Genomic DNA, 25,175 nt, shown 5'->3' with positions numbered 1-25,175 from the left:
TAAATTATATATTTGATTAGATGTATTGAGGTGCATCTTTTTTATTGAAGTAATAAGCAGCGGTATCAACCAGGTTGATGCCGCTTTTTTTATGCCTTTTCTCCAAAGGTTGGGGGAGGATGAAGCCCATGAAATTTCCCGCATTTACCGAAACGGAAAAATTGGTTCTATACGCCGAAGTTTTGGAATTGATGTGCCTGGGTAGCCGCCATACCTTTGACCCGTCGAATGAAAAACAATAACAATGAAGACACAAGATCATCACAAAGCATTATTAAAAGGCAGGCTGCTGCACTGGTACCATCAGGCATATGAACTATGCTACCAGATTTACAGGTAACAATTTAATGAAAAACATTTCTACACTAATAATTATAATAAAAATGAAAACTTCAATTAAACTAAGTGTTTTAATACTTGCATTATCAAGCATATTTACTTTATCTACTAAAGCACAAACCAGTACTGCCCCTGCAAGTGCTGCAACACGTTCTGGCGTTATATTAAGTGTTGGGCCCGATGGTGGCGTTCCGGTAGGTAGCTTACACAACAGTTACAACTGGAACTTGGGCGGATCTTTACAGGCAGATTTCCCAATCTATAATAACCAGTTATATGTAACCGTTAATGCCGGTTTCGATAACTTCTTTGCCAAAACAAATGATGTAACCGGCCTTAAAGGCAGCGACCTGCAATTAATCCCTGTTAAAGCGGGTTTAAAATTCTATCCGGTAGGTAACTTCTACATCCAGGGCGAAGCCGGTGCTTCTTTTGTTACCGATAAAAATAAAGTAGGTGCCGATAAATCAACTGCGTTTGTTTACGCCCCACAAATAGGTTACCAGTTCCCGCTAGGTGGTAAAAACTATCTTGACGCTGGTGTTCGCTTCGAAAGTAATACCAAATTTGTTGACAACGGTAGCAACAACAACTTCTTCGGTCTGCGTGTTGCTTACGCCTTTGGCTTGTAAATATAAATCGTCTTATTGCTTAGTGATGATGGAAAAGCGGCCTGCTCTTTAATTTGAGCAGGCCGCTTTGTTGGTTTACAGCCATTGCTTGTATAAATATAGTTGCTATGTTAAATTAATGTTATGACTTTGCTCTGATACAAAAAACCTTCCCTATACACTGTTATGACAGTTTTTGTTTACAGTATCGTTTCTTTTGCAGCAGTCAACCCCAACTGAAAAAATGGAACAATTTGCAAAAACATTAGACATTTCTACTACTATCCGTCACTTTACATCTGCAGATCAACATCCACAGAACCACCCCCAATTTAAAGACGAACTTGTTGCCGAAGAAAACTTTGCCATTATTCGCCACACCGGCAATATGGTAGCGCAACTGCCCTTTAAAGCCGACCATTATGCCTTGGTATTATGCCTTGCAGGCAGCGCGGTACGCACCATCAATCAGTTTCGATTTGAGGTTACGGCCAATACCCTGCATCTTACCACGCCACATTCTTTAAATGCCTGGCACCAGGCTACCGAAGATCTGGACTTGTATATTGTATTATTTAAGAAAGAATTTTTGGCAGATGGGCTGATGCAGGAAGCCGTAGTTAATAACCTACTCGATCACGATGCAGATAAAGCCCCGGTTTGTTTGCTTGCTGAGCATAACAAGGTTACCATATATAGTTTATTGCAAAAGCTCGATCAGGAATTTCATAGCCAGCAGCCGTTTCACAGGCAAATGCTGCGATTGCTGTTTTTTGAATTATTATTTGAGTGTAACCGTGCCGTTGGCCGGGAGCAGCCGGCAGTAAGTATTACACACCCAAACCGCACCCAGCAGTTGGTAAACCATTATAAGAAACTGGTAGAGGCGCACTTTATGCAACTGCGTACGGTACAAGAGTACGCCGACCTGCTGTTTGTTACCGCCAAACATTTAAGCGAAGTGGTTAAGCATGAAACCGGGTTAACGCCACTACAGTTAATTCATAACCGCATTTACCAGGAAGCTAAATACTGGTTATGCGCATCAGAACTCAGCGTAAAGGAAATTGCCGATAAACTGAATTTTGATACCAGTTCGCATTTTAGTCGGTTTTTTAAACACTTTGCAGGTTGTAACCCAACAGAATTTCAGCGCATTAAATGCGCTATTTTATAATCTTAAACAGGTTATTATAAGTATTATGGTGCTATCAAATTATCGGCAACATAAATTCACGAAAATAAAGGCATTGAAGCATTTTGAGGAAAAAGAGATTGCCGCAGGCAGAAAATACGTTTATGAATTTGAAATAGACCCCATATGCGACTTGAGTTTCCCTGATGCAGGTGAGAAAAACACCTCGAATCGGGCGATTTTGTGATGATGACAGGGAGCCAAAAAATAAAATTCGGACTGTTAGACTAATCATATGCACCCATATTAAGTAGATCAGAAACAGCCCATTCCAATAAAAAATGGGCCGTTTCTATTTTCTGTTCGGGTTAAATATCTAAATAAATTAGCAAAGATTTTTCCACAACGGTTGTAATGCCGATGGGTTTCCGTAATTTCAGCCTGATTTATGGGACAGGCGCTGCGCATCACTTTTGAACAACAGGATTACACGATCAAGTTATTATCACCCAATCCTCCGGCTATTGGAACTACCGAGTTAGAGGTAGAAGTTTTGGACGAAAACCGGACACTGGTATGGGACGAAAAGGTTTGGCTTTTTAAAGAAAATCAAGACCCGGCACTTAACGGGCTGGCCGATGCCATTGGCAGATCTATCCGCTTACGTTACCGTATTTGATCACCTAACCGCGGTCTATGAAAGTAATTATCGCCGAAAAACCGTCGGTAGCACGCGAAATTGCCAAAGTATTTGGCGCTAACCAAAAGCGCGACGGTTACATTGAAGGCAAAGGCTATACGTTTACCTGGGCTTTTGGCCATTTACTGCAACTGGCCCCGCCGCAGGAGTATGGCTTTTATGGCTGGAGTGTACAAAACCTACCCATGCTGCCCGCTAAATTCAAACTTTCTATCCGCAAGGTAAAAAGTAAGGATGGCATGATCGAAGACCCATCAGTCCGCAAACAACTCGATATTATTAAAGGCCTGTTTGACGAAGCTACCGAAATTATCGTAGCAACGGATGCCGGGCGCGAAGGAGAATTGATTTTTCGCTATATCTACTACTATCTTAAATGTAAAAAGCCATTTAAAAGGCTTTGGATCTCGTCACAAACAGATGCCGCCATTAAAGAAGGTTTCCGCAATTTAAAGCCGGGTACCGATTACGATACGCTATTTAATTCGGCCCATTGCCGTTCACAGTCAGACTGGTTGGTGGGGATGAATGCCACACAGGCATTAAGTCTTTCGGCCGGTACAAGGTCGGTGCTTTCATTAGGCCGTGTACAAACACCGACGTTGGCCATGATCTGTTCGCGATATTTGGAGAATAAAAATTTCGTTCCGCAGATTTATTATCAGGTGGCCATACAGGTTGATAAGGACGGGCAAATGTTTCGTGCTATAGCGCCAGAGAATTTTAAGACTAAAGAAGACGCACAGGTAATATTAGATCAGGTACAGGATGTTGCCGCCGGTTTTCCAAACGGAGGCCATATTCTCAGTGTGGAAGCCAAACCCCGCAAGGAGCCGCCTCCATTATTACATGATCTGAGTAGTTTGCAGCAGGAGGCCAACAAACGCAAAGGTTTTACGGCAGATCAAACACTTTCACTACTGCAAAACCTGTACGAAAACAAACTGGTAACCTATCCGCGTACCGGGAGCCGCTACATTGGCGACGATGTTTTTGCCACCGTGCCGGCATTGATAGATAAATATAAAGACCATGCGCAGTTTGGCAAACAAGCCAGCTTTTTGGCCGAAAACAAGTTAAACAAGCGTAGCGTTAACGCAAAAAAAGTAACAGATCACCACGCTGTTTTGCCTACCGGTGAAGTGCCTTACCAACTATCGGACGATAAGCAGGCTATTTACGATATGGTGGTTGGTCGTATGCTCGAAGCCTTTCACCACGATTGTATTAAGGAGATCACTAAAATTACAGTTCAATCGGGCAGTAAATTTATAGCCAGTGGTACCGTGATTAGCTCGGCAGGCTGGCGGGCAGTTTTTAATGAGCCCGATGAGGAAAAGAAGGACGAAGAAAACGCTTCCCTGCCTAAAGTTGTACAGGGTGAAAACCTGCCGGTGCCTAACAAAGCTATACTAGAAAAACAAACCAAACCTAAGCCGCTTTACAACGAAGCCAGCTTATTAAAAGCACTCGAAACCGCAGGTAAGGAAATTGACGACGAAGAACTCCGCTACGCTATGAAAGATAGCGGACTGGGTACCCCGGCAACCCGTGCGTCTATAATTGAAACGCTGATTAAGCGCGATTATGTGATGCGTGAAAAAAAGAACCTGCTGCCCACTAAAATGGGTTTGGCGGTTTACACTGTGGTTAAAGATCAAAAAATAGCCCAGGCCGAACTCACCGGCTCCTGGGAAAAGCGATTGGAAGAGATCCGGTCTGGTGCATCTGTGGTTGATTTTCAGGAAGAGATAAAAACCTATACCCGCGCTATCACCACTGAATTGTTAATATCGGGCAAAGGTTTATCAACAACTCCCAAAGTATTAACTGTTAAGTAATTGGTAATCAAAATTGTAATGTTTGGCGTTTTAAAATAACAATAAAAAAGTGTATTAATATACTACACCTGTTTATAACAAACAGGTTTGTTACTTAAGTAAATCAACAAATTAATGATAAGTATGGCAGTTATACTTTAAATTATGCTTATAATAGTTCTTAATATCTGTAGCTGATACATTTAAATTCTGCGATGCATAAGAAACTGGAACTGTATGAAAAGGTTACACCTTTGGCTCAGCTGGGTATTTGGCAAAGAAATCTGATAACGGGCGAAATTTACTGGAACGAGTACATAAGGGATATTTATGAGGTTGGCCCCGAAGATTACCTTACGTTAAATGATGCCAGCGAGTCTTATTTAGACAAGGAAGCTGCCTGCGAAATGATAGAATATGCCATAAGTACAGGGCAACCCCAAGTAGGTGAATTTAAGATGCTGACTGTAAAGGGGACTTTTAAATGGGTACGAATGCGCGTTAATACCACATTTGAAGACGACCAGTGTACCGAAATATATGGCACGTTAGAAGACATAACCTCTCAGGTTAGTATGATACGCGCGCTCGAAGAGCGAGAAGAAAAATTTCATCAGGCTTTTGATCACGCACCTATTGGTATGGCTATTGTATCAACAGAGGGCCATTGGATTAAAGTAAATAACAGCCTTTGTAGTTTACTGGGCTATGACGAAGATGAATTTTTGAAGCATACATTTCAGGAGTTTACGCACCCGGATGATTTGGATATCGACCTGAGTTACATGCACCGCTTGTTAAACAAAGAGATACCTTCTTACAATATGGAAAAACGGTACTTCCATAAAGATGGCCATCAGATTTGGATTTACTTGAGTGTTACCCTGGTGCGCGATACCGATGGTTTACCGTTGTATTTTATTTCGCAGATCAAGGATATTACAGAGCGTAAGCGATCTACTGAGATTTTACTCCAAGAGAGGCAGCGGCTGGATAATATTATAAAAAGCACCCAGGTTGGTACCTGGGAGTGGAATGTGCAGACGGATGAAACCATCCATAATAAAAGATCGGCAGCGATATTTGGGTATCACCCCAATGAAATTGTAGCCAACATGATGAATACATGGCACAATTTTATCCATCCGGATGACCGGGAAATTAATTTTGCCGAATTGGAAAAATGTTTCAAAAAGCAGGAGAAGTTTTATGCCTGCGAATGCCGGATGATGCATAAAAACGGGAGCTGGCTTTGGGTAGAAATTAGGGGTAAAGTAATTAAGTGGGATGATAACAACAACCCAATATTGATGCTGGGTACCTATGCCGATATTCATCAGCGTAAAACAATGGAGCAGGAACGTAAAAAAGCAATGGAAGTTATTAGCGGGCAAAATGGCCGGCTGCTAAACTTTGCGCATATCGTTTCACACAATCTTCGTTCGCACACGGGCAATATCCAAATGCTGCTGGATATGATAAACCACGAAACGGAAGAAGATGAGAAGCAAAAAATGATGCAGATGCTGGTGATCAACACATCGAACCTGCAGCAAACGCTTTCCCATTTAAATGAAGTGGTTGATGTGCATAGTAAGGGCGAATACAGCAAAAAAATCTTAAACCTCCATAAGGAGGTTTACCGTATGCTGGAGGTGTTGTCGCAATCACTACGCCAGGTAAATGCCATTAAAATAGTGGAGGTAGATCCTGATATTAATATTCAGTATGATCCTGCTTATCTGGAAAGCATTTTGCTGAATCTGGTAACCAACTGTGTTAAATATCGTGATACCGATCGCCAGCTGCATATCCATATCAAAGCTTATAAAGAAGGAAATATTGTCGTATTGGAAATTACAGATAATGGTATAGGGATTGATCTTAAGCTGCATGGCCATAAGTTGTTTGGCATGTACAAAACTTTTCATGATAATAATGATGCACGCGGCATAGGCTTGTTTTTGGTTAAAAACCAAGTTGATGCAATGGGCGGTAAAATTGAAGCCTCGAGTGTTTTAGGGCAAGGAACAACATTTAGAATAGAATTTAGCTGATACGAATAAGAATGAAAAAACTCGACATTGCGTGTATTATAGACGACGATAAAATATTCACCTATGTTTTATCAAAACAAATGAAGGTGGTTGATTTTTGTGAGAACTTACTGGTATTTCATAATGGCCTCGAAGCTATTAAGTACCTAAAGCCCATTTTAGAATCGCCGGAAGTATTACCGGACGTGATACTGCTTGATTTAAATATGCCGATAATGGACGGCTGGCAGTTTTTAGATGAGTTTGTTAAGTTTAAGGTGAATAAAAAGATAACTGTTTACATTGTAAGCTCATCTATTGATGTTGCCGACCATGCTAAAGCAGCCACTTATAAAGCAATATCCAGTTTCTATATTAAGCCCATTTCCCGCCAGGATCTTGCTAATATGCTGGAGCAGGTAAGCCTCTCATAAATACCATACAACTAAGTGTTACCCCGACAATTTATAATAAAGAAAATCCTATATATTTGATACTGCATCAGATGGGTTTCGCCGTTTGCATCGCGTTGTAAAATTAATATACAATTAGAATATTCTAATTATTGAAGATAAACATGGGCTGCGGTGAGAGGCAGTGCATGTTGTTATAGTACAAAGGCTGCGCTTCTGCAGCCTTTGTCGTTTACTGTTGATTTATTTAATAAATTGCGTTAAGTTTATAAAGCCCTAATTATCAACTTAATTCTTAGCAGTATGGCTCAATTTAATCCGGCGTTCTTGGTTACTATGGGTAATGAAGGCGGATATGCAAATAACCCTAATGATCATAGTGGCGAAACGTACAAAGGCATTGTCAAAAAATATTGGCCTAATTGGCCGGGTTGGGCAATTGTAGATGGCACTATTGCTGCGCATCCGCCAAGTATAAACCAGGCATTGCACGGTAATGCACAATTGCAAACACAGGTACAAACCTTTTATAAAACCAATTTTTGGAATACAGAATCGTTAGATTATATTGACGATCAGCAGATTGCTAACCAGCTTTTTGATACTGCCGTAAATATGGGTACAGGGGTTGCTTCTTTGTTTTTGCAGGAAGGCGTAAACATGTTATCGCCGGGTAAATTATTAGTTGACGGGCAAATTGGCCCCTTAAGTATTGCCGCAGCAAATGCCGCAGATCCGGAAGATTTATATAATGCTATTTGCCAGTTGCGCAGGGCAAAGTACGAGGCAATTATTCAGCATAATCCCTCGCAGCAGCGGTTTGCCAGCTCATGGTTTAGTCGTATAACACCCTATCAAACCTAGGCTACAAGTTATTTGCCCTTTAAGCGCCTTACCAGCCAGGGAAGGCTTAATCCCTGCCCAATTAAAGTAAATAATACCACTATAACCGAAATTAAAATAATGGCGCTTCGTTGCGGAAAAGGGCTTCCGCTGCTTAGGGTAATGGGTAAGCCAATAGCAATAGCCAGCGATACGATACCCCGCATGCCAGACCAACTGATAATGAGGCTGTTTTTGAAATCAAGCAGCGCATTTTCTGTTATTCTACCTTTCCCTTTTTTAAACGCTTGTTGTAAATTAAGTTGCTGTAAAAATACCCTGCCCATCCGTAATACCAGGGCTACAACAGTAATAATGAAACCATAGCCTATATAAGGTAAAAGCTGGGCTTGGGTAATACCCTTAATTACTTGCGGTAACTGCAGGCCAATAAGAATAAAAATAAGGCCGTTAAGTAAGAAAATAATAATATCCCATATTGATTTTGATTGCTGTTTTAAATCCTCCGGAAAAACCGTGCGGCTAAAATGGGCTATACTTAAGCCCAGTATTACCACCGCAATAACGCCCGAAACATGTATTTCTTCGGCAACAAGGTAGGTTACAAAAGGGGTGAGCAGCATAAAGCTTATAGTTGCCAGCCTGTTTTGATGAATCCTTTTGATAACAAAAGCTAATATTTGCCCTATTATAGATCCAACCACAAAACCTCCGCCCATCAATATGGCAAATTGTAAAGTAGCTTTCCAAAGTACAAAGGCGGTGCCGGTAACGGCTGCTACCGCAAACTGATAGCTTACCAGTGCCGAAGCATCGTTAATTAAACTTTCGCCCTCCAATATGGTGCTGGTTTTGTGCGATATACCTAAGCCTTTTGTTATACTCATGGCGGCTACTGCGTCTGTTGCAGAGAGTATGGCGCCAAGCACAAAGGATAGCGGCCAGGTCATGCCGGGTATTAGGTAGTGTGCTACAACGGCTATGCCCGTTGTGGTGACAAAAACAAGTGTAACGGCCAGCGTAATAATGGTGTTGATGTTCGTTTTAAATTCCTGGTAGGATATATTAAAGGCAGCATCATATAAAAGCGGAGGCAGAAAGATTAGGAAAACGATCTCTGGATTTAATTCAATATCCGGCAAATTGGGTAGAAAACCTAAGCCAATACCTGCAATAATCAGTAAAACAGGATAGGGCAGCTTTATTTTATCGGCAACTGCCGAAAGGCCGATCATAATGGCCATGATAAAGATAACAATGCTGTAGTTTTCCATTAGCAGGGATTATAAGCTATATACTTGTATATGCTAAAAGTAAGTTTACTGGGCCTATTTTCATAAATTTGTTTTAAAGTCAATTGTACTCTGCACTGTTTTCCTGTAACGATAGTAGTAATACCTACTATTAATATCATGATGCATACTACCGGCAGGTGACCATCATCAAAACTAAAAACTACAAATTTTAATGAAGTTCTGTATGTTTAGCATCATTTATTGAGGCAAAAGCGTGTACAGCTTTCGTTATAATATTCATTGTGGTATCTTACTGTCGATTTTTATTGCCGAATGAATTAATTGAAATCCGCTTCCGGCAAAAAAACAACATTTGGTGTCATACAGCAATACATCATCAGGTAATTAATATGTTTTCCTGCATACTATTTTGGTAATTAATAATTGTGTAGTTGATGTGCTGCTTGTTGTAATAAGCCATTCGCTTTAACAATAGTGTAGCATTTCAAATGCTGTACAACACCCGTATCTGTTTAGTGCGATAAGCAATACTAATAATAAGAGTCTACTTAATTTAATAACATGTTTAAAAAACTACTATTAGTTTTATTTTTTATAGTGTCGGGGTTTTATAGCCAGGCTCAGCAAATTGCCCCGTCTGCCTGGCAAATATTCCCTGATAGTGTTATGGCAAGGGTGCATGCCTCTTACGATAATGTTAGTGGTGTACACCGCTGGTTATTTGGAGAAAATTTCCGGAAAGACTGGGCCATGCCGGTAAAATTGCCGCTTATTAAAATATCGCAGGTTAATGGTGGCTTAGTGCCTATTCGCGAAGGCGGGGGCATGCAATCAAAATCATTGCGGCTGAGAGATAAAAGTGGCAGGGAATGGGTAATCCGCAGTGTAGAAAAAGCGCCGGACAAATTGCTGCCGGATAACCTGAAAGGTACGTTTGCTGTTGACTGGATCGGGGACGAATTTAGCGGCCAGCACCCATACTCGGCCCTCATTGTGCCGCCACTGGCCGAGGCAGCCAATGTGCCGCATGCCAACCCTGTTATTGGCGTAATGGCAGCAGATACAGCCCTGGGTAATTATAATAAAATATTTACAGGCATGGTTTGCCTGCTGGAAGAGCGTGAGCCAACCGGAAAATCAGACAATACCATTGAAATGGAACATGCGCTGATTAAAAGTTACGAAAACCGATTTGATTCTCATGAATTTTTGCGCGCCCGTTTACTCGACCTGTTAATAGGCGACTGGGATCGCCACGAAGATCAATGGCGCTGGACTCCTGCTAAAGATGGCAAAAGTAAAATGTATACTGCCGTACCGCGCGACCGCGACCAGGTATTTCATGTTAATCAGGGAGTGTTTCCCAGCCTGGCAGAATTACCCTGGATAGATCCTATTTTGGGCGACTTTACACCCGAGATAAGACGGGTAAGATATGGAATTTATAAAACCCGCTTTATGAAAGGTTTTCCTGATAATCAGTTTACTTACGAAGAGTGGATGAAGGTAACCAACGATTTTGTAAAGGCCGAAACTGATGACGTACTGGAAGCCGCGCTTAAACGCCTGCCCGCAGAAAGCTATCGTTTTCGCCATACTGAATTATTGAATATATTAAAAAAACGGAGAAATAATTTGCCGGCAGCCATGTCATCTTATTACCGCTTTATCAATCGTGTAGTTGATATCCATACCACCGATAAAGATGAATTGTTTAACGTAACCGATGCACCGGATGGTGCCATGAGAATAGCAATTAATAAACTGGATAAGCATGGGGAGGTTAAAGGTAGTTTTATGGATATGACCTATCACCCCGATATTACTAAAGAGATCAGGGTATATGTATCCGGAGGTGACGATCATGTAGTGATCGATACCAAATCATCTATTAAATTGCGTTTTATAGATAGTACCGGGCAAAAAACCTACGAGGTTAAAAATGCTAAACGGGTTATCCCGGTTTATGGCTCGCAGGATAGTATTACTTTTACGGGTAAGGTTAATAAGATAAATAATCACATTTCTACCGATAGCAATGCCACCTTTTTCAAAGCAACCAATCCGTATAATGTATGGGTGCCGCTGGCAACTGCTGCATTAAATAAGGATGAAGGTTTTTTATTGGGACTTGGTTTTAGATACACGGGCTACGATGGTTTCCGCAAACAACCCTTCTCTACCCAGCAGGAATTGTTGCTTACACATTCATTTGCCACAAAAGCCTATCGATTTAAATACCAGGGGCAGTGGATGCAAGCTGTAGGTAAGGCCGATTTTACCATAAATGCCTATATACTGGCACCGGGTAACACGGTAAACTTTTTTGGCCAGGGTAATGAGACCCCTCTTTTAAAATTTGATGACTACCGCCGGTTTTACCGCACCCGTTACAATATTTACCAGTTCGATCCTGCTTTGCGCTGGCATACAGGTAAGGGCAGTACGCTGAGTATTGGCCCGTCTTTCCAGTTTTACCGTTTAGATAATGATGATAATGCAGGCCGCTATATTACACAAATGCCGCACATTACCTCTTATGATAGTGTTACTACCGATAAATCAAGGGCTCACTTAGGAATAAAAGCAATTTTCATCAGCAACAAAAGAAATAATAATATCCTCCCTTATAAGGGTTATTACTTTGAAGTTATGCTACAGGGCTATAATGGTTTAAACAGCAATTCAAAAGCATTTGCACAAATTAAGCCGGAGTTTACTTATTACCAGCCGCTTGATAGCAAAGGAGATTTTGTGCTTTCAGATCGTGTAGGTGGTGGTATCAGTGTGGGTAACCCTGCCTTTTACCAGTCTATGTTTTTAGGCGGGCAGGGTAACTTGCTGGGTTACCTGCAGTATCGTTTTGCCGGTAATGATATGTTGTACAACAATTTTCAGGCACGCTGGAAATTAGCAGATGTTGCCAGTTATATTTTGCCTGGCCAACTAGGCATAACCGGATTTTTTGATTCGGGCCGTGTTTGGGTTAAAGCCGAGCACTCAAACGTGTGGCATACTGGCACAGGTGGAGGCTTGTTTTTTGCACCTGCCAGCCTAACCGTGATACAACTAATGGCAGGCCACTCTAGCGAAGGCTGGTATCCTTATATTTCTATGAATTTCAGATTATAACAAATTGCTGATGAGGTAATAGGACGACTTCATTTTTAACCTTATATATAACAACCTACAAAGCTGTTTCCTTACATGGAAGCAGCTTTGTAGGTTGTTCCTTATTTTTGCAAACTGTCTTCAAAAAATCATAATCTGTGCCTATATAGTGCATGCTGTTTAAACCTGTTACTTTTGCCGCAGATAAGCTCATTAATCAATGTGGCTTATTAAATTTTTTCAGATCCGGTAATATGTCCTCTCTACTTTCAACGCCCAAACAAATTAAAGCACATCATCAGGGTATAGCTAATGTGCTGGCTTTTGCTTTGATGCCACTTTCTGGTTTTGCTACAGATATTTATATACCATCGCTGCCTAGCATGTCGGCCGAGATGGGAGTTACCAGTATACAGGTACAGCTAACATTAACTTTGTTTTTAATTAGCTACGGCATTACGCAGCTATTTATTGGCAGTGTGCTGGATAGTTTTGGCCGATATAACATCAGCCTGATTTGCCTGGTGATATTTGCAGCGGCCAGTATTGTAATAGCCAGTACGCACAGTATTTATGTGATATACCTGATGCGAATTGTACATGGCATAACCGTGGGTGGGGTAGTGGTGTCTAAACGGGCCTACTTTATCGATCTGTTTACGGGGGCAAAGCTGAAGAATTATTTAAGCCTGTTCTCCATTATTTGGTCAACGGGGCCAATTGTTGCACCTTTTATCGGGGGCTACCTGCAAACCGGTTTCGGCTGGAAATCTAATTTCTATTTCCTGGCTGGTTTTGCCATTGTGCTGGCTGTGCTGGAGCTTATATTCAGCGGCGAATCTTTACAAACATTCTCGACCTTTAACGTTAAGAAAATTGCCGGGGTATATAGTAAAATGATTAAGACTACAACCTTTACGCTTGCCCTCATTATGGTTGGCCTTTCCTACAGCATGGTGATGATCTATAACATGACGGGCCCTTTTATCATTGAGCACACCCTGCATCTTTCGCCTGTAATAGCCGGTTACAGCTCGCTTATTTTGGGCGTAGCCTGGATGACAGGCGGAATTATCGGTAAATCGACCATAGATCGTCCGTTCTTTAAAAAAGCAGCCGTTAACCTTACGTTACAGCTTGTATTTGTAATTGCCATGATCATTAGTATTAATTACCGGGCCGATTTATATACTTTAATATTCTTCGCCTTTATTATCCAGGTAGGGGCCGGTAATACCTTCAATAACTTTTTTACCTATTGCTTAAGCAGGTTCCCGCAAAATGCGGGTATTGCAAGCGGCTTGTCTGGCGGGGTAAATTATGTAATTGTGTCGATACTCAGCTATGGTATTGTTGCCCTGCTTCCTGCCAGGGATGAGCATCATTTGGGCTATAGTTACTTCGTGTTAATTATTTTATCAGTAATAGTAATGCTTATCTTAAAAACTAAAAAGGAAGTATTAACCGATAATGCCTGATTTTTATCTCTTATTTATCTCTCTATTTTTAACAGTTTAGCTCAACTCAGTAAGCTAATTTGAGCTAAACTATAGTTACATTGTAACAATAGTAGCACCTGTAAACTAAAACTATACCCTATACTGACTTATAAGTATGTGGAAGTTGTGTTTTTATTATCGAAAGCTGATTTTAACAATATTGTTACCCTCAATAACAGATGTTTTTATCAATTTTGAATCGCCCCTATTAATTAACCAGAGACACGCCAGTGCTTCTTGTATGCGACTATCTGCTTAAATAATTAGGAAATTTATTAGCGTTTTATTGACCAAGCATCATCCCCGTTAAGGATGTTGAATATTTAATTATATGGATAAAATCCGCATTCTATTATTAATTATCATTTTAAGTGCATCATCTGTATATGCACAAAAAGTGCCGCCACGCAAAAAGCCTGTAGCCGTTGAACCTGATCTTGTAATGCCCGATACCAGTAGCGTGGTGGTAAAGGCAGATAGCAGCCACAATGCCTCGGGCGAATTTATGTCGCTAAAACAATGTATTGATTATGCCATGATCCATCAGCCCGGGCTGAATAAATCATTGATCAATGTAAGCATTGCCAAAGAAACAAATGCTGTAAATATAGCTCCCTGGCTACCACAGGTTAGCGCCAGTGGAAACGTTACACATTATATCCAGTTTCCGGAAAGTGGTGTTATTACTACGCAGGGCGGTACAACTACCGCAACAGGAGGAGCCACAACTGGCGGAACTACCGCCGGAGGCACTACGGGTACAACTACGTCGACTTCAAGTTCGGGCGTTGCCACCCGCACAGCCAATACGTTTATACCGCAACTGGCTGTTTCGCAGGCTATATTTAGCCCAAGCTTATTGTATGCTGCCAAAACTGCCCCCTTATTGCTTAAAGAAGCACAACAGGTAACAGATAGCACCAGGATCTACCTGGTATCGGCTGTAAGTAAATCGTATTATAACGTACTGCTTACACTAGAGCAGATCAATGTTTTAAAAGAAGACACGGCCCGCCTGGGTAAAAATGTACGCGACACTTATCACCAATATATAGGTGGTATTGTTGACGAAACTGATTACGAAGAAGCTACCATTACCTTAAATAACTCAAAGGCCCAGTTAAAACAAGCCAATGAGAACGTGGTGCCGCAGTTTGCGACGCTAAAGCAACTGATGGGTTTCCCGCCCGAGCAGCAGTTTAACGTAAGCTTTAACACCGACCAGATGATGCAGGGCATTTACATAGATACTACCCAGCAGCTGAGTTACGAAAAAAGGATTGAGTTTCAACAACTCGGCACCCAAAAAGCTTTACAAGCTACCTTAACAGGGTATTATAAAACAGCTTTTTTGCCAACGCTGTCTGCTTTTTACAATTATAACAGGCAATTTGCTAATTCAAAATTCTCTAATGTTTTCGATAGTTCTTACCCAAGCTCTTTGGTGGGCTTATCTGTGAGCATTCCCATTTTTACGGGGCTTTCGAGGGTGCATAACATCCGCAAATCCAGGTTACAGGAGCAGCTGATCACTTGGGATGAAACCGACCTGAAACTACAGATTAATAAAGAATACACCACCGCCAATGCCAACTATAAAGGCAACTTGTACAATTTGCAACTGCTGCAAAAGAACGTAGCTATGGCCAGGCGGGTATATTTTGTGGTAACGCTGCAGTACAAACAAGGCATTGTAGCTTATCTTAACGTTATCACTGCCGAATCGAATTTAATCACGTCCGAAATAAACTATCTGAACGCGCTTTTCCAGACCCTATCAAGCAAAATAGATTTGCAAAAAGCGATGGGCAATATCAGTTATTAACTTATAAAAATTAACCACCTCTATGAATAGAGTACTTTTAAATACCATTTGTATAAGTTGCCTCATTTTGGGTGCCTGCAAAAAAAAGCAGCCGCCGGTAAGTACAGAGGTCCCCGTTAACTTAGTAAAGGTTCAGGCGCAGTCTGTTTTATATTACGATAAGTACCCATCTACCACAGCAGCCTTAAGCCAGGTAAGCTTATTACCGCAGGTTCAGGGTGCCGTTACCGGGATCTTTTTTACCGAAGGCAGCCACGTTACCAAAGGTCAAAAACTATATGAAATTGATACCCGTATTTATCAAAATAATTATGATGCTGCGGTAGCTAATCTGCGCGTTGCGCAGGGCACACTCAAGCAATCGCAACAGGATGCCGACCGGTATGATTATTTGAATAAATACAATGCCGTTGCCAAGCAGCTTTACGATCATGCAATGATCACCCTGGAAAATTCGAAAAGCCAGGTAAAAGCTGCAGATGAGGCGGTTAAAACTGCTAAAACTAATCTTAATTACGCTATAGTTACCGCGCCATTTTCGGGTACTATCGGGTTTAGCCAGGTTAAGCTGGGTAATGTGGTATCGGTAGGTACAACAGTGCTAAACACTATTTCTACCGATAGCCCGATGGCGGTTGATTTTGTGATCAATGAGAAACAACTGCCTAAATTTGAGAAACTGCAGATGGAGAAGAAAGCAAACGTAGATTCTCTTTTCACCCTTTTATTGCCGGATAATACGCTTTACCCGGAGAATGGTAAGATCTCGATAATTGACCGTGCAGTTGATTCGCAAACGGGTTCTATCCGTGTGCGTTTGGTATTTCCTAATGCTAAAAATATGTTAAGGGTTGGTATGAGCTGCGTGGTAAGGGTACATAACCAGGATACCCAGCCGCAATTGGTATTGCCTAACAAAGCCGTGGTTGAGCAAATGGGTGAATATTTTGTGTACATAGCTAAAGACAGCACCATTACCAACCCTAAAGCACCTGCTGATAGTGCAAAAACAAAAAAGACATTGGTTGCTGCACAAAAGAAAGTACAGATTGGCCAAACCATTGGGCCTAATGTGGTCATTAAAAGCGGCATCAATGCCGGCGACAGGGTGGTGACAGATGGTGTACAATCATTACATGACGGATCGCAGATTACAACTGCTAATAAAGTAGGCCCGGGCGCAGGCAAAGGCGGCAAGGGTTAATAAATAATTGATATACGCGTTTCTGCATCTTACGATAGATGAAAATATATGATTGCTAATACCTTTATAAAAAGACCGATAACCGCGATAGTGATATCCATTGTATTGGTAATTACCGGTACAGTGAGTATTTTGCTTTTGCCGATTGACCAGTACCCCGATATTACCCCGCCGGTTGTACAGGTGAACGGTCAGTTTACCGGTGCCGACGCCCAAACAGTGGAGCAAACGGTTGCTATCCCTATTGAGGAGCAGGTAAACGGTACGCCGGGTATGGAGTACATGCAAAGTAATAGCACCAACAACGGCCTCATGCAAATGAACGTAACCTTTAAAATAGGGACGGATATTGACGTGGCTGCGCTTGATGTACAAAACCGGGTAAGTATTGCCACGCCTTTATTACCGGCGGTAGTAAGCCGCTTAGGCCTTACCGTACGTGCGGTAAACCCAAGTATGCTGATGATGGTGGCCATTTACTCGCCAAAGGGAACGCACAACAATACTTTTCTGGATAATTATACCAACATATTTGTGCAGGATGCTTTGCTGCGTGTACCAGGGGTAGGCAGTATCAACCGTTTTACGGATGATTTTAGTATGCGTATCTGGATGAACCCGGATAAAATGGCATCCTACAGCTTAACACCGGCAGATGTTATTGCTGCGCTTAATGCACAAAATGTGCAGGTAGCAGCGGGTACGGCAGGTGTACCGCCGCAATCTTCCAGCCAGACTTATGAGCTGGGGATATTGGTTAACGGCCGTTTAAGTAAGGTATCTGAGTTCGAAAATATTATTGTTAAAAATACACCGTCAACAGGTGCATTGGTTTACATGAAAGATGTAGCGCGGGTTGAGTTGGGTAAGTTCACCTTTTCCAGCAATTCTTTTGTAGATGGTCACCGGGCATCGTACCTGCAAATTTACCAGGCACCGGGCAGCAACGCGCTCGAAACCGCCAATGGTATTTACAGCGAACTGGCCAAGTTAAAACAGTCGTTCCCGTCTGATGTGGAATACTCGGTTCCGTTCGAGTCGGTTACGGTGGTTAAAGTTTCCATGCAGGATGTAGTGGGTACTTTGCTTAAAACGCTCGGGTTGGTTGCTGTAGTGGTATTCCTGTTTCTGCAAAACTGGCGGTCTACCTTAATACCGGTATTGGCTATCCCGGTATCTATCTTCGGTACATTCTGTTTCTTTATCCCGCTAGGGTTTACTATCAATACCTTAACCATGTTTGGTTTTGTACTTGCCATTGGTATTGTTGTGGATGATGCCATTATCGTAGTCGAGGCTGTGCAGCATTACATCGATCATGATAAAATGTCGCCCAAGGAAGCTACCTACCAGGCCATGAAAGATATTTCGGCCCCGGTTATTGCCATTGCCTTAATTTTGGCTGCGGTATTCGTTCCGGTAGGGTTTATCCCCGGTATTGTAGGGCGTTTATATCAGCAATTTGCCATCACTATTGCTATATCTGTGATGATCTCTGCTTTTATCGCCCTATCGTTAACACCAGCTTTGTGTACACTGTTACTTAAGCCAACGCCGACCGGTAAAAAAGCAAATGCCTTAAACAGGTTCTTTAATAAATTTAACACCTGGTTTGATCGGATTACGGCCAGTTATACCAATGGTGTTCAGAAGAGCATCAAAGCATCGCGATTAATCATCATCTTACTGGTGTGTATTTGTGCGGGAGCTTATTTCATGTTTCAGCAAAAGCCATCCGGCTTTATCCCGTCAGAAGATGATGGAAACTTGTATGTGACTTACCAATTGCCTCCGGCATCATCAACAGCGCAATCTGTTGATGTAATGCAACGGTTAATGAAGGTAATATCATCAACGCCCGGTGTGGCACACTATGCTGCCTTATCTGGTTTAAACGTGGTAACCAATGCCAGTAACTCTAATAATGGTACTATTTACTGCCAGCTTAAACCATGGGATGATCGTAGCAAATCGAGCGAGCAGGTTCCCGGATTAATCGGTGTAATGCAAAAGCGCATTTCTGATGCAGGGATTAAAAATGCCAACATCCAGGTTATCCAGCCTTCGCCTTTACCGGGTGTGGGTGCAACGGTTGGTTTCAGCATGCAGATAGAGCAGCGCAATACCAACGATAACCTGCAGGATTTTGAAAAGGTGGTTGCCAAATTTGTGGCCGCCGCCAATAAAAACCCTGCCATATCCAAAGCCTTTAGTTATTACCAGGCACACACGCCAAACTACAACCTTACGGTCGATAGGGAGAAATGTGAGAAACTGGGCGTTAATATATCCGATGTGTTTACCACCATACAGGCTTACATGGGTAGCTTGTATATAAATGATTTTACTACCTATAACCGTACCTTCCATGTGGTGGTACAGGCCGACACGCTTTTCCGCAGTAAGATCTCGGATATGGACAAGTATTATGTACGCAATTCGGCAGGTACCATGGTACCGCTGGGTACATTAATCAGCTACAAACCTACGGAGGCACCGCCGCTGGTATCACATTTCAACATCTTCAGAACGGCCGAAATTGATGGCTCATCTGCCGAAGGCTACAGCAGCACCGAAGCATTAAATGCTTTGCAGGAACTGGCTACCAAAACTTTGCCAGAAGGATATACTTACGAGTTTTCGGGCTTGAGTTATGAAGAGAAGAAGGCGGGTTCAACCACCATCTATATCTTTATGTTCTCCATTACCTTCGTGTTCCTGTTTCTGGCGGCATTGTACGAGAGTTGGTCTGTACCGTTTTCGGTATTGCTTGCCGTACCGATTGGGGCTTTCGGGGCTATTATGGCCCTGCTCTTTGTGCCAACTTTAACTAATAACGTTTATGCGCAAATAGGGTTGATAACGCTCATTGGTTTGGCTGCAAAGAATGCGATTTTGATTGTAGAATTTGCCAAGGTGCGGGTTGATATGGGCGAGGAGCTCATTAAATCAACACTCGAGGCGGTTAGTCTTCGTTTGCGACCAATCATCATGACTTCGCTGGCCTTTATCCTGGGTGTATTACCACTAGTGTTGGCAACAGGTGCAGGCGCGGTGGCAAGGCAAACCATTGGCTACACGGTATTGGGTGGTATGTTTGCGGCATCAACAATTGCGATATTTATTGTACCGGTATTGTTTGTGGTGATCACCCGTTTCTCTTACGGGAAACATAAACTAGAATATTTGCAGGCTAACCGTGAAGAACTGATTGCCAAATCTAAAAAGGTAGAAGCTCAAAATATCGACCCTGAACTGGAGTACGAAATACAAAAATCACGTGAACTAAGTAAAGAAGGGTAGGCATGATAGCGAATACTTTTATCAAAAGACCGGTAACTGCGATCGTTATATCAGTTGTGTTGATGATCTCGGGCTTAATCTGTCTTTTTAACCTTGCGGTTGATCAATACCCCAATATATCTCCGCCGAGTGTTTCGGTTAACGGATCGTATACCGGTGCCGATGCCCAAACAGTTGAGCAAACTGTTGCGATACCAATTGAAGAGCAGGTAAATGGTACCCCCGGTATGGAGTATATGCAAAGTACAAACACCAACAGCGGTGGGGTGGGTATCCGGGTCACTTTTAAAATAGGTACCAATGTACAGGTGGCTGCATTAAATGTGCAAAACCGGGTCGGTATTGCTTCGCCCTTGCTGCCATCGGTAGTAAGTAAGCTGGGTTTAACCGTACGCGCCAGCAACCCCGATCAGCTAATGCTGGTCGCTATTTATTCGCCAAAGAAAACGCATAATATTACCTTTCTGGATAATTACACCAACGTATTTATTAAAGATGCCATATTGCGTGTGCCCGGTGTGGGCGATGTAAGTGCCCGTACCGATGTGTTTAGTATGCGCATCTGGATGAATCCGGATAAAATGGCTTCTTACGGGTTAACGCCTGCTGACGTTACCGCTGCGCTAAACGGCCAAAACGTTTATGTAGCGGCTGGTTCTGTAGGGGCACCCCCACAGCAGAGCTCGCAAACTTATGAAACCGGGATTTTGGTAAACGGGATGCTAAGCAAGGTGTCGGACTATGAGCAAATTGTAGTGCGTAGTATCCCTGCAACCGGCCAACTGGTTTATTTGAAAGATGTAGCCCGGGTTGAACTGGGTAAGTTTACCTTCTCGAGTAATGCTTTTGCCGATGGTAACCGCTGCTCAACCATACAGATTTATCAGTCGCCCGGAAGTAATGCCTTGCAAACAGCCGAAAATGTTTATGCAGAGCTAGCTAAGCTGAAGAAAGCTTTTCCTGCGGATGTAGACTACTCGGTGCCTTTTGAATCGGTAACCATTATTAAGGTTTCTATGGATGAGGTAATTGGCACGCTATTAAAGGCATTAGGCTTGGTTGCCATCGTGGTGTTCCTGTTTCTGCAAAACTGGCGGTCTACTTTGATACCTATATTTGCAATACCGGTATCTATCCTGGCCACCTTCTGCTTCTTTATACCGCTTGGGTTTACCATTAACACGTTAACCATGTTTGGGTTCGTGTTGGCTATTGGTATTGTGGTAGATGATGCTATTATTGTCGTCGAGGCGGTGCAGCACTACATAGATGAGCAGCATATGTCGCCCAAAGAGGCTACTTACCAGGCCATGAAAGAGATTTCGGCACCGGTAATTGCTATAGCCTTGATCTTGGCATCAGTGTTTGTGCCTGTAGGGTTTATACCGGGTATTGTAGGGCGGTTGTACCAACAGTTTGCTATTACTATTGCTATATCGGTTGTGGTATCGGCGTTTATAGCATTGTCGTTAACACCTGCATTATGTACGCTGTTGTTAAGGCCAAGCCATCATGAGCAATCAAACAACTGGTTAGATAAGTTCTTTTTCCATTTTAACAGAATCTTTGATAAAATAACCTTTAGGTATACTAATGGCGTACAGCGAAGCATTAAAGGTGCCCGCTATATTGTACTTTTGTTATTACTGATTTGTATCGGTACCTGGTTTTTATTCAAGATGAAACCATCGGGTTTTGTGCCTTCTGAAGACGGTGGGCGTTTATACATTACTTATCAACTGCCCGAGGCATCATCAACTACCCAATCGGTTAACGTGATGACCAAGATGATGAAGATAGTGACCGCAACACCGGGTATGTTACACTATACGGCTATCTCTGGTTTCAATATTCTTAATGGTGGCGCCAACTCCAATAACGGCTCCATGTTTTGTATGCTTAAGCCCTGGGATCAGCGTACTACACCGGCCACCCAGATTGAGGGTATTACCAAGGCGCTTAAGGTGCGCTTTGCCAAAGCGGGTATCAAGAATGCCAACATCGTGGTTATTCAACCGCCGCCTATCAGGGGTATTGGACTGGCTGCGGGTTTTAGTATGCAAATTGAGCAGGGCAACTCGAGCGATGATATTCATGCCTTTGAAAAAGTAGTTCAAAACTTTGTAGCCGAGGCGCATAAAGTACCTGCCATTGCCACATCGTTCAGTTATTTTTCGGCACATACCCCAAGTTATGAGTTAACGGTAGACCGTGAAAAATGTGAAAAGATTGGTGTAAGTATATCTGATGTATTTAGTACCATGCAGTCTTACATGGGTAGCTCGTTTGTTAACAATTTTACCCTTTACAACCGTACCTATCATACCGTGATCCAGGCAGATACTACCTACAGGGCTGTAATTGCCGATATGAACAAATATTACGTGCGTAACTCGGTTGGTAGCATGGTGCCATTAAGTACATTGATCAGCTACAAGCCGATCTCTACTGCACCGCTGATCTCGCATTTTAACATTTTCCGCTCGGCAGAAGTGGACGGTGCCATCCCTCCGGGCTATAGCAGTGGGCAAAGCCTTGATGAATTAAAGAAACTGGCCGCACGTGTTTTACCGCGTGGTTACACTGTCGAATTCTCGGGGCTCAGTTATGAAGAGATTAAGGCAGGTTCCACAACAGTATACATCTTTATGTTCAGTATCATGTTTGTGTTCCTGTTCTTGGCGGCTTTGTACGAGAGCTGGTCGGTGCCATTCTCGGTGATGCTGGCTGTACCTATCAGTGCCTTTGGTGCTATATTGGCATTAACCTGTGTACCTACGCTTACCAACAATGTGTATGCGCAGATTGGGTTGATCACCCTGATCGGGCTATCAGCCAAAAACGCGATCCTGATTGTAGAGTTTGCCAAGCTGCGGGTAGATAGGGGCGAAGAGCTCATTAAATCAACCCTCGAAGCGGTGAAACTGCGTTTGCGCCCAATTATCATGACTTCATTGGCCTTCATACTCGGTGTTTTACCACTTGCCCTGGCAACAGGGGCGGGTGCGGCATCGCGTAATACCATTGGCGTTACCGTTTTGGGCGGGATGATAGCATCGTCTACCATTTCAATATTTATTGTGCCGGTGCTGTTTGTGCTGTTTACCAAATTCTCTTACGGTAAAAAACAACTGGACTGGTTAGAGGCCCATCATGAAGAACTGATGGACAAAGCCAAACGGGTAGAAGAACAAAACATAGACGCAGAACTTGAATATGAAATAGAACAAGCGCAACGGGAGAATAAAGCCGACCGGGAAGCACATGGAAAATCTTAAATAGTAGTATAGTACCCCTTATATTCTAACAATTATGAAACACGTGCAACTGATATCACGGAGTTTAAGGCAGATCAACCATCTATATAAAAAGATGCTGACCAAAGAGCTATCCGCCTTTGAATTAGACCACCATTTTGAGGCCTTGCTAATGCTGGGCATACAAGACCATCCTGTTACGCAGAACCAGCTGGCCGAGCTGTTACAGGTCGATAAATCGCGGGTGGTAAGCATCATTGCTTACCTGGAGCAGAAGAAGCTGATAAAAATAGAAAAGAACCCGGCCGACAGGAGGGAGCACTATGTGCATTTATCGTCTGATGCGGTATCGTCTATCCCTTACATTGAACGCAGTGTTGAAAAGATCAACGAACTGGCCGAGTTTGGGATTGAGGATGAGAAACTGGCTACTTTCTTCGAAGTATCAGAAATGATCCAGCAGAACTTATTGAAGCAGGCTATTTAATAGTTGCTTCAATAAGTATACAAGTTCTTTTTTTGGAATTTAGCATAATGTTTATTTTTTTTTGACTGAAATATAGATAGTTATACAATTTTTTATAAAAAGACTACCAATTTAGTAGTTTATTTTATAGCTTTGTTTTACACAAACATAGAATCAGTATTTTATTGCCAGGCAATACGATAATGATCTTAAAATAAAGATGAAATTGATAAACACACCACACCTTAAATTCTTAAACAGCTACGCCTGCAGCTGTTGTATGTGTTGTTGTTGATTGGGAAAGAAGAGACCTTTCAGGTCCGTTATTTATTCATTTAATCATCTATTGTTTTATTATGTCTGTATCTAAACACCTATATCTAATCAGTAATGCTGCTTTCTACAAAGCTATTTATGGTTTAAGCAATTGTTGTAGTTGAGATCTGCCCATGCGTTCACAACAAAATTTCACAACATTTAAATATTAATTTATGCTTAACCAACATCTTAAATACCCATTATTTGATACACTCGAAGTTATTACCGAGCTGGAATATACTACGCAAACTTATGCCAAATTAAACCCCGCAAAACCGGGTGATTTTATTTATGGTTTAAGTGCGCCAAAAAACAGGGACAAATGGCATCCGTTTTTTGATGAGAATATTTATAACCAATCGGGTGTATCTTTCTCTTACACTAAAAAGCCATTGGTGCTTTATTTTTACTCCAGCCAGTGGGGCGAAGCCGGGATAGCTCACCTTAAACAATTGAGCACCTTGCAGCAGGAAATTCAATACCATTATGGTAACCTGCTGGTGATAACAGATAATGCAGAAGACCTGAAGCAGGCATTATGGGATCATAGTCTTTCGCTTCAATTTTACGCAGATCAGCAGCATGAACTTGCACAGTTAATAGGGATATATGGCGAGAATAGCCCCACATGGAACCGTTATGCAGGCGTAGAACATAATGTGCCTTTACCATCTGTTTATGTTTTGGATAGTTTAAGGCAGGTGGCGTTTGCCCATGTAAATGAAGATATTTTAGCCGGTTTACCATTAGCAGATATTACAGGTGCTGTTTATCAGTCTAATAAATATTTGGCCGATAAAAGATCGGCGTAGCGTTTAGCGCGTCAATTAATTTCCGATAACAAATTTGTCTGCCCGGCTTTACAAAGTACAGCACCGGGACAAAAGCTAAAGCAGAGAATAGCTGTTAAGGAAATTTTATGTGAAAATTTTATGTCTTAGGGAGTCATGAAAGGTAGGGTGGCCGAGTGGTTAGGCGGGGGTCTGCAAAACCTTTTACGGCGGTTCGAATCCGCCCCCATACCTCATTAGCAATTAAA

16 protein-coding genes and 1 tRNA gene are annotated in these 25,175 nt (G+C 42.2%); 16 read left to right on the top strand and 1 reads right to left on the bottom strand.

The window, feature by feature from the left end; all coding sequences use genetic code 11:
- Positions 1-383: 383 nt before the first annotated feature.
- From RG47T_RS13555 to RG47T_RS13520, 7 genes are all read left to right on the top strand, one after another.
- Positions 384-971 (top strand): putative outer membrane beta-barrel protein, encoded by a 588-nt coding sequence (locus tag RG47T_RS13555; protein ID WP_074493428.1) that lies wholly within the window; start codon positions 384-386, stop codon positions 969-971.
- 223 nt (positions 972-1,194) lie between these two features.
- A complete protein-coding gene (locus RG47T_RS13550) occupies positions 1,195-2,127 on the top strand; it encodes a helix-turn-helix domain-containing protein (RefSeq protein WP_074489969.1) in 933 nt (310 codons plus the stop codon).
- A 406-nt stretch (positions 2,128-2,533) separates the two neighbouring features.
- Complete coding sequence (locus RG47T_RS13540; RefSeq protein ID WP_074489967.1) at positions 2,534-2,764, top strand: hypothetical protein; 231 nt, start codon at positions 2,534-2,536, stop codon at positions 2,762-2,764.
- A 17-nt stretch (positions 2,765-2,781) separates the two neighbouring features.
- A complete protein-coding gene (locus tag RG47T_RS13535) occupies positions 2,782-4,626 on the top strand; it encodes a DNA topoisomerase 3 (RefSeq protein ID WP_074489966.1) in 1,845 nt (614 codons plus the stop codon).
- 194 nt (positions 4,627-4,820) lie between these two features.
- A complete protein-coding gene (locus tag RG47T_RS13530) occupies positions 4,821-6,662 on the top strand; it encodes a sensor histidine kinase (RefSeq protein ID WP_074489965.1) in 1,842 nt (613 codons plus the stop codon).
- An 11-nt stretch (positions 6,663-6,673) separates the two neighbouring features.
- On the top strand, positions 6,674-7,075 hold the full coding sequence (locus RG47T_RS13525) for a response regulator (protein WP_074489964.1): 402 nt from the start codon (positions 6,674-6,676) through the stop codon (positions 7,073-7,075).
- A 282-nt stretch (positions 7,076-7,357) separates the two neighbouring features.
- Positions 7,358-7,918: a glycoside hydrolase family 108 protein gene (locus RG47T_RS13520; RefSeq protein ID WP_074489963.1), complete on the top strand. Its 561-nt coding sequence runs from the start codon at positions 7,358-7,360 to the stop codon at positions 7,916-7,918.
- An 8-nt stretch (positions 7,919-7,926) separates the two neighbouring features.
- Here the strand turns inward: RG47T_RS13520 and RG47T_RS13515 are convergent, their stop codons facing one another.
- Positions 7,927-9,171 (bottom strand): Na+/H+ antiporter, encoded by a 1,245-nt coding sequence (locus RG47T_RS13515; protein WP_074489962.1) that lies wholly within the window; start codon positions 9,169-9,171, stop codon positions 7,927-7,929.
- A gap of 543 nt (positions 9,172-9,714) precedes the next feature.
- Between RG47T_RS13515 and RG47T_RS13510 the strand changes: the two genes are divergently transcribed.
- The 9 genes from RG47T_RS13510 (at position 9,715) to RG47T_RS13470 (ending at position 25,161) form a co-directional block, all read left to right on the top strand.
- Complete coding sequence (locus tag RG47T_RS13510; protein WP_083627403.1) at positions 9,715-12,285, top strand: BamA/TamA family outer membrane protein; 2,571 nt, start codon at positions 9,715-9,717, stop codon at positions 12,283-12,285.
- A 233-nt stretch (positions 12,286-12,518) separates the two neighbouring features.
- A complete protein-coding gene (locus RG47T_RS13505) occupies positions 12,519-13,742 on the top strand; it encodes an MFS transporter (protein ID WP_083627565.1) in 1,224 nt (407 codons plus the stop codon).
- Positions 13,743-14,094: 352 nt separating this feature from the next.
- Positions 14,095-15,588: a TolC family protein gene (locus tag RG47T_RS13500; RefSeq protein WP_074489960.1), complete on the top strand. Its 1,494-nt coding sequence runs from the start codon at positions 14,095-14,097 to the stop codon at positions 15,586-15,588.
- A gap of 22 nt (positions 15,589-15,610) precedes the next feature.
- On the top strand, positions 15,611-16,792 hold the full coding sequence (locus tag RG47T_RS13495; RefSeq protein ID WP_074489959.1) for an efflux RND transporter periplasmic adaptor subunit: 1,182 nt from the start codon (positions 15,611-15,613) through the stop codon (positions 16,790-16,792).
- Between the two features lie 48 nt (positions 16,793-16,840).
- Positions 16,841-20,095 (top strand): efflux RND transporter permease subunit, encoded by a 3,255-nt coding sequence (locus tag RG47T_RS13490; RefSeq protein WP_074489958.1) that lies wholly within the window; start codon positions 16,841-16,843, stop codon positions 20,093-20,095.
- A gap of 2 nt (positions 20,096-20,097) precedes the next feature.
- Positions 20,098-23,373, top strand: coding sequence for an efflux RND transporter permease subunit (locus RG47T_RS13485; protein ID WP_074489957.1), 3,276 nt, complete (start codon positions 20,098-20,100; stop codon positions 23,371-23,373).
- A gap of 34 nt (positions 23,374-23,407) precedes the next feature.
- Positions 23,408-23,839 (top strand): MarR family winged helix-turn-helix transcriptional regulator, encoded by a 432-nt coding sequence (locus RG47T_RS13480; protein WP_083627402.1) that lies wholly within the window; start codon positions 23,408-23,410, stop codon positions 23,837-23,839.
- Between the two features lie 470 nt (positions 23,840-24,309).
- Entirely contained in the window at positions 24,310-24,948 is a 639-nt protein-coding gene (locus RG47T_RS13475; RefSeq protein ID WP_074489955.1) for a redoxin domain-containing protein, read from the top strand.
- Positions 24,949-25,089: 141 nt separating this feature from the next.
- Positions 25,090-25,161: transfer RNA gene (locus RG47T_RS13470), tRNA-Cys, on the top strand.
- The last annotated feature ends 14 nt before the right edge of the window (positions 25,162-25,175 follow it).

It is taken from the genome of Mucilaginibacter polytrichastri (assembly GCF_001911425.1).
GTDB lineage: Bacteria > Bacteroidota > Bacteroidia > Sphingobacteriales > Sphingobacteriaceae > Mucilaginibacter > Mucilaginibacter polytrichastri.
Note: the sequence above shows the minus strand (reverse complement) of the source record. Positions and strands in the feature narration are given on the sequence as shown.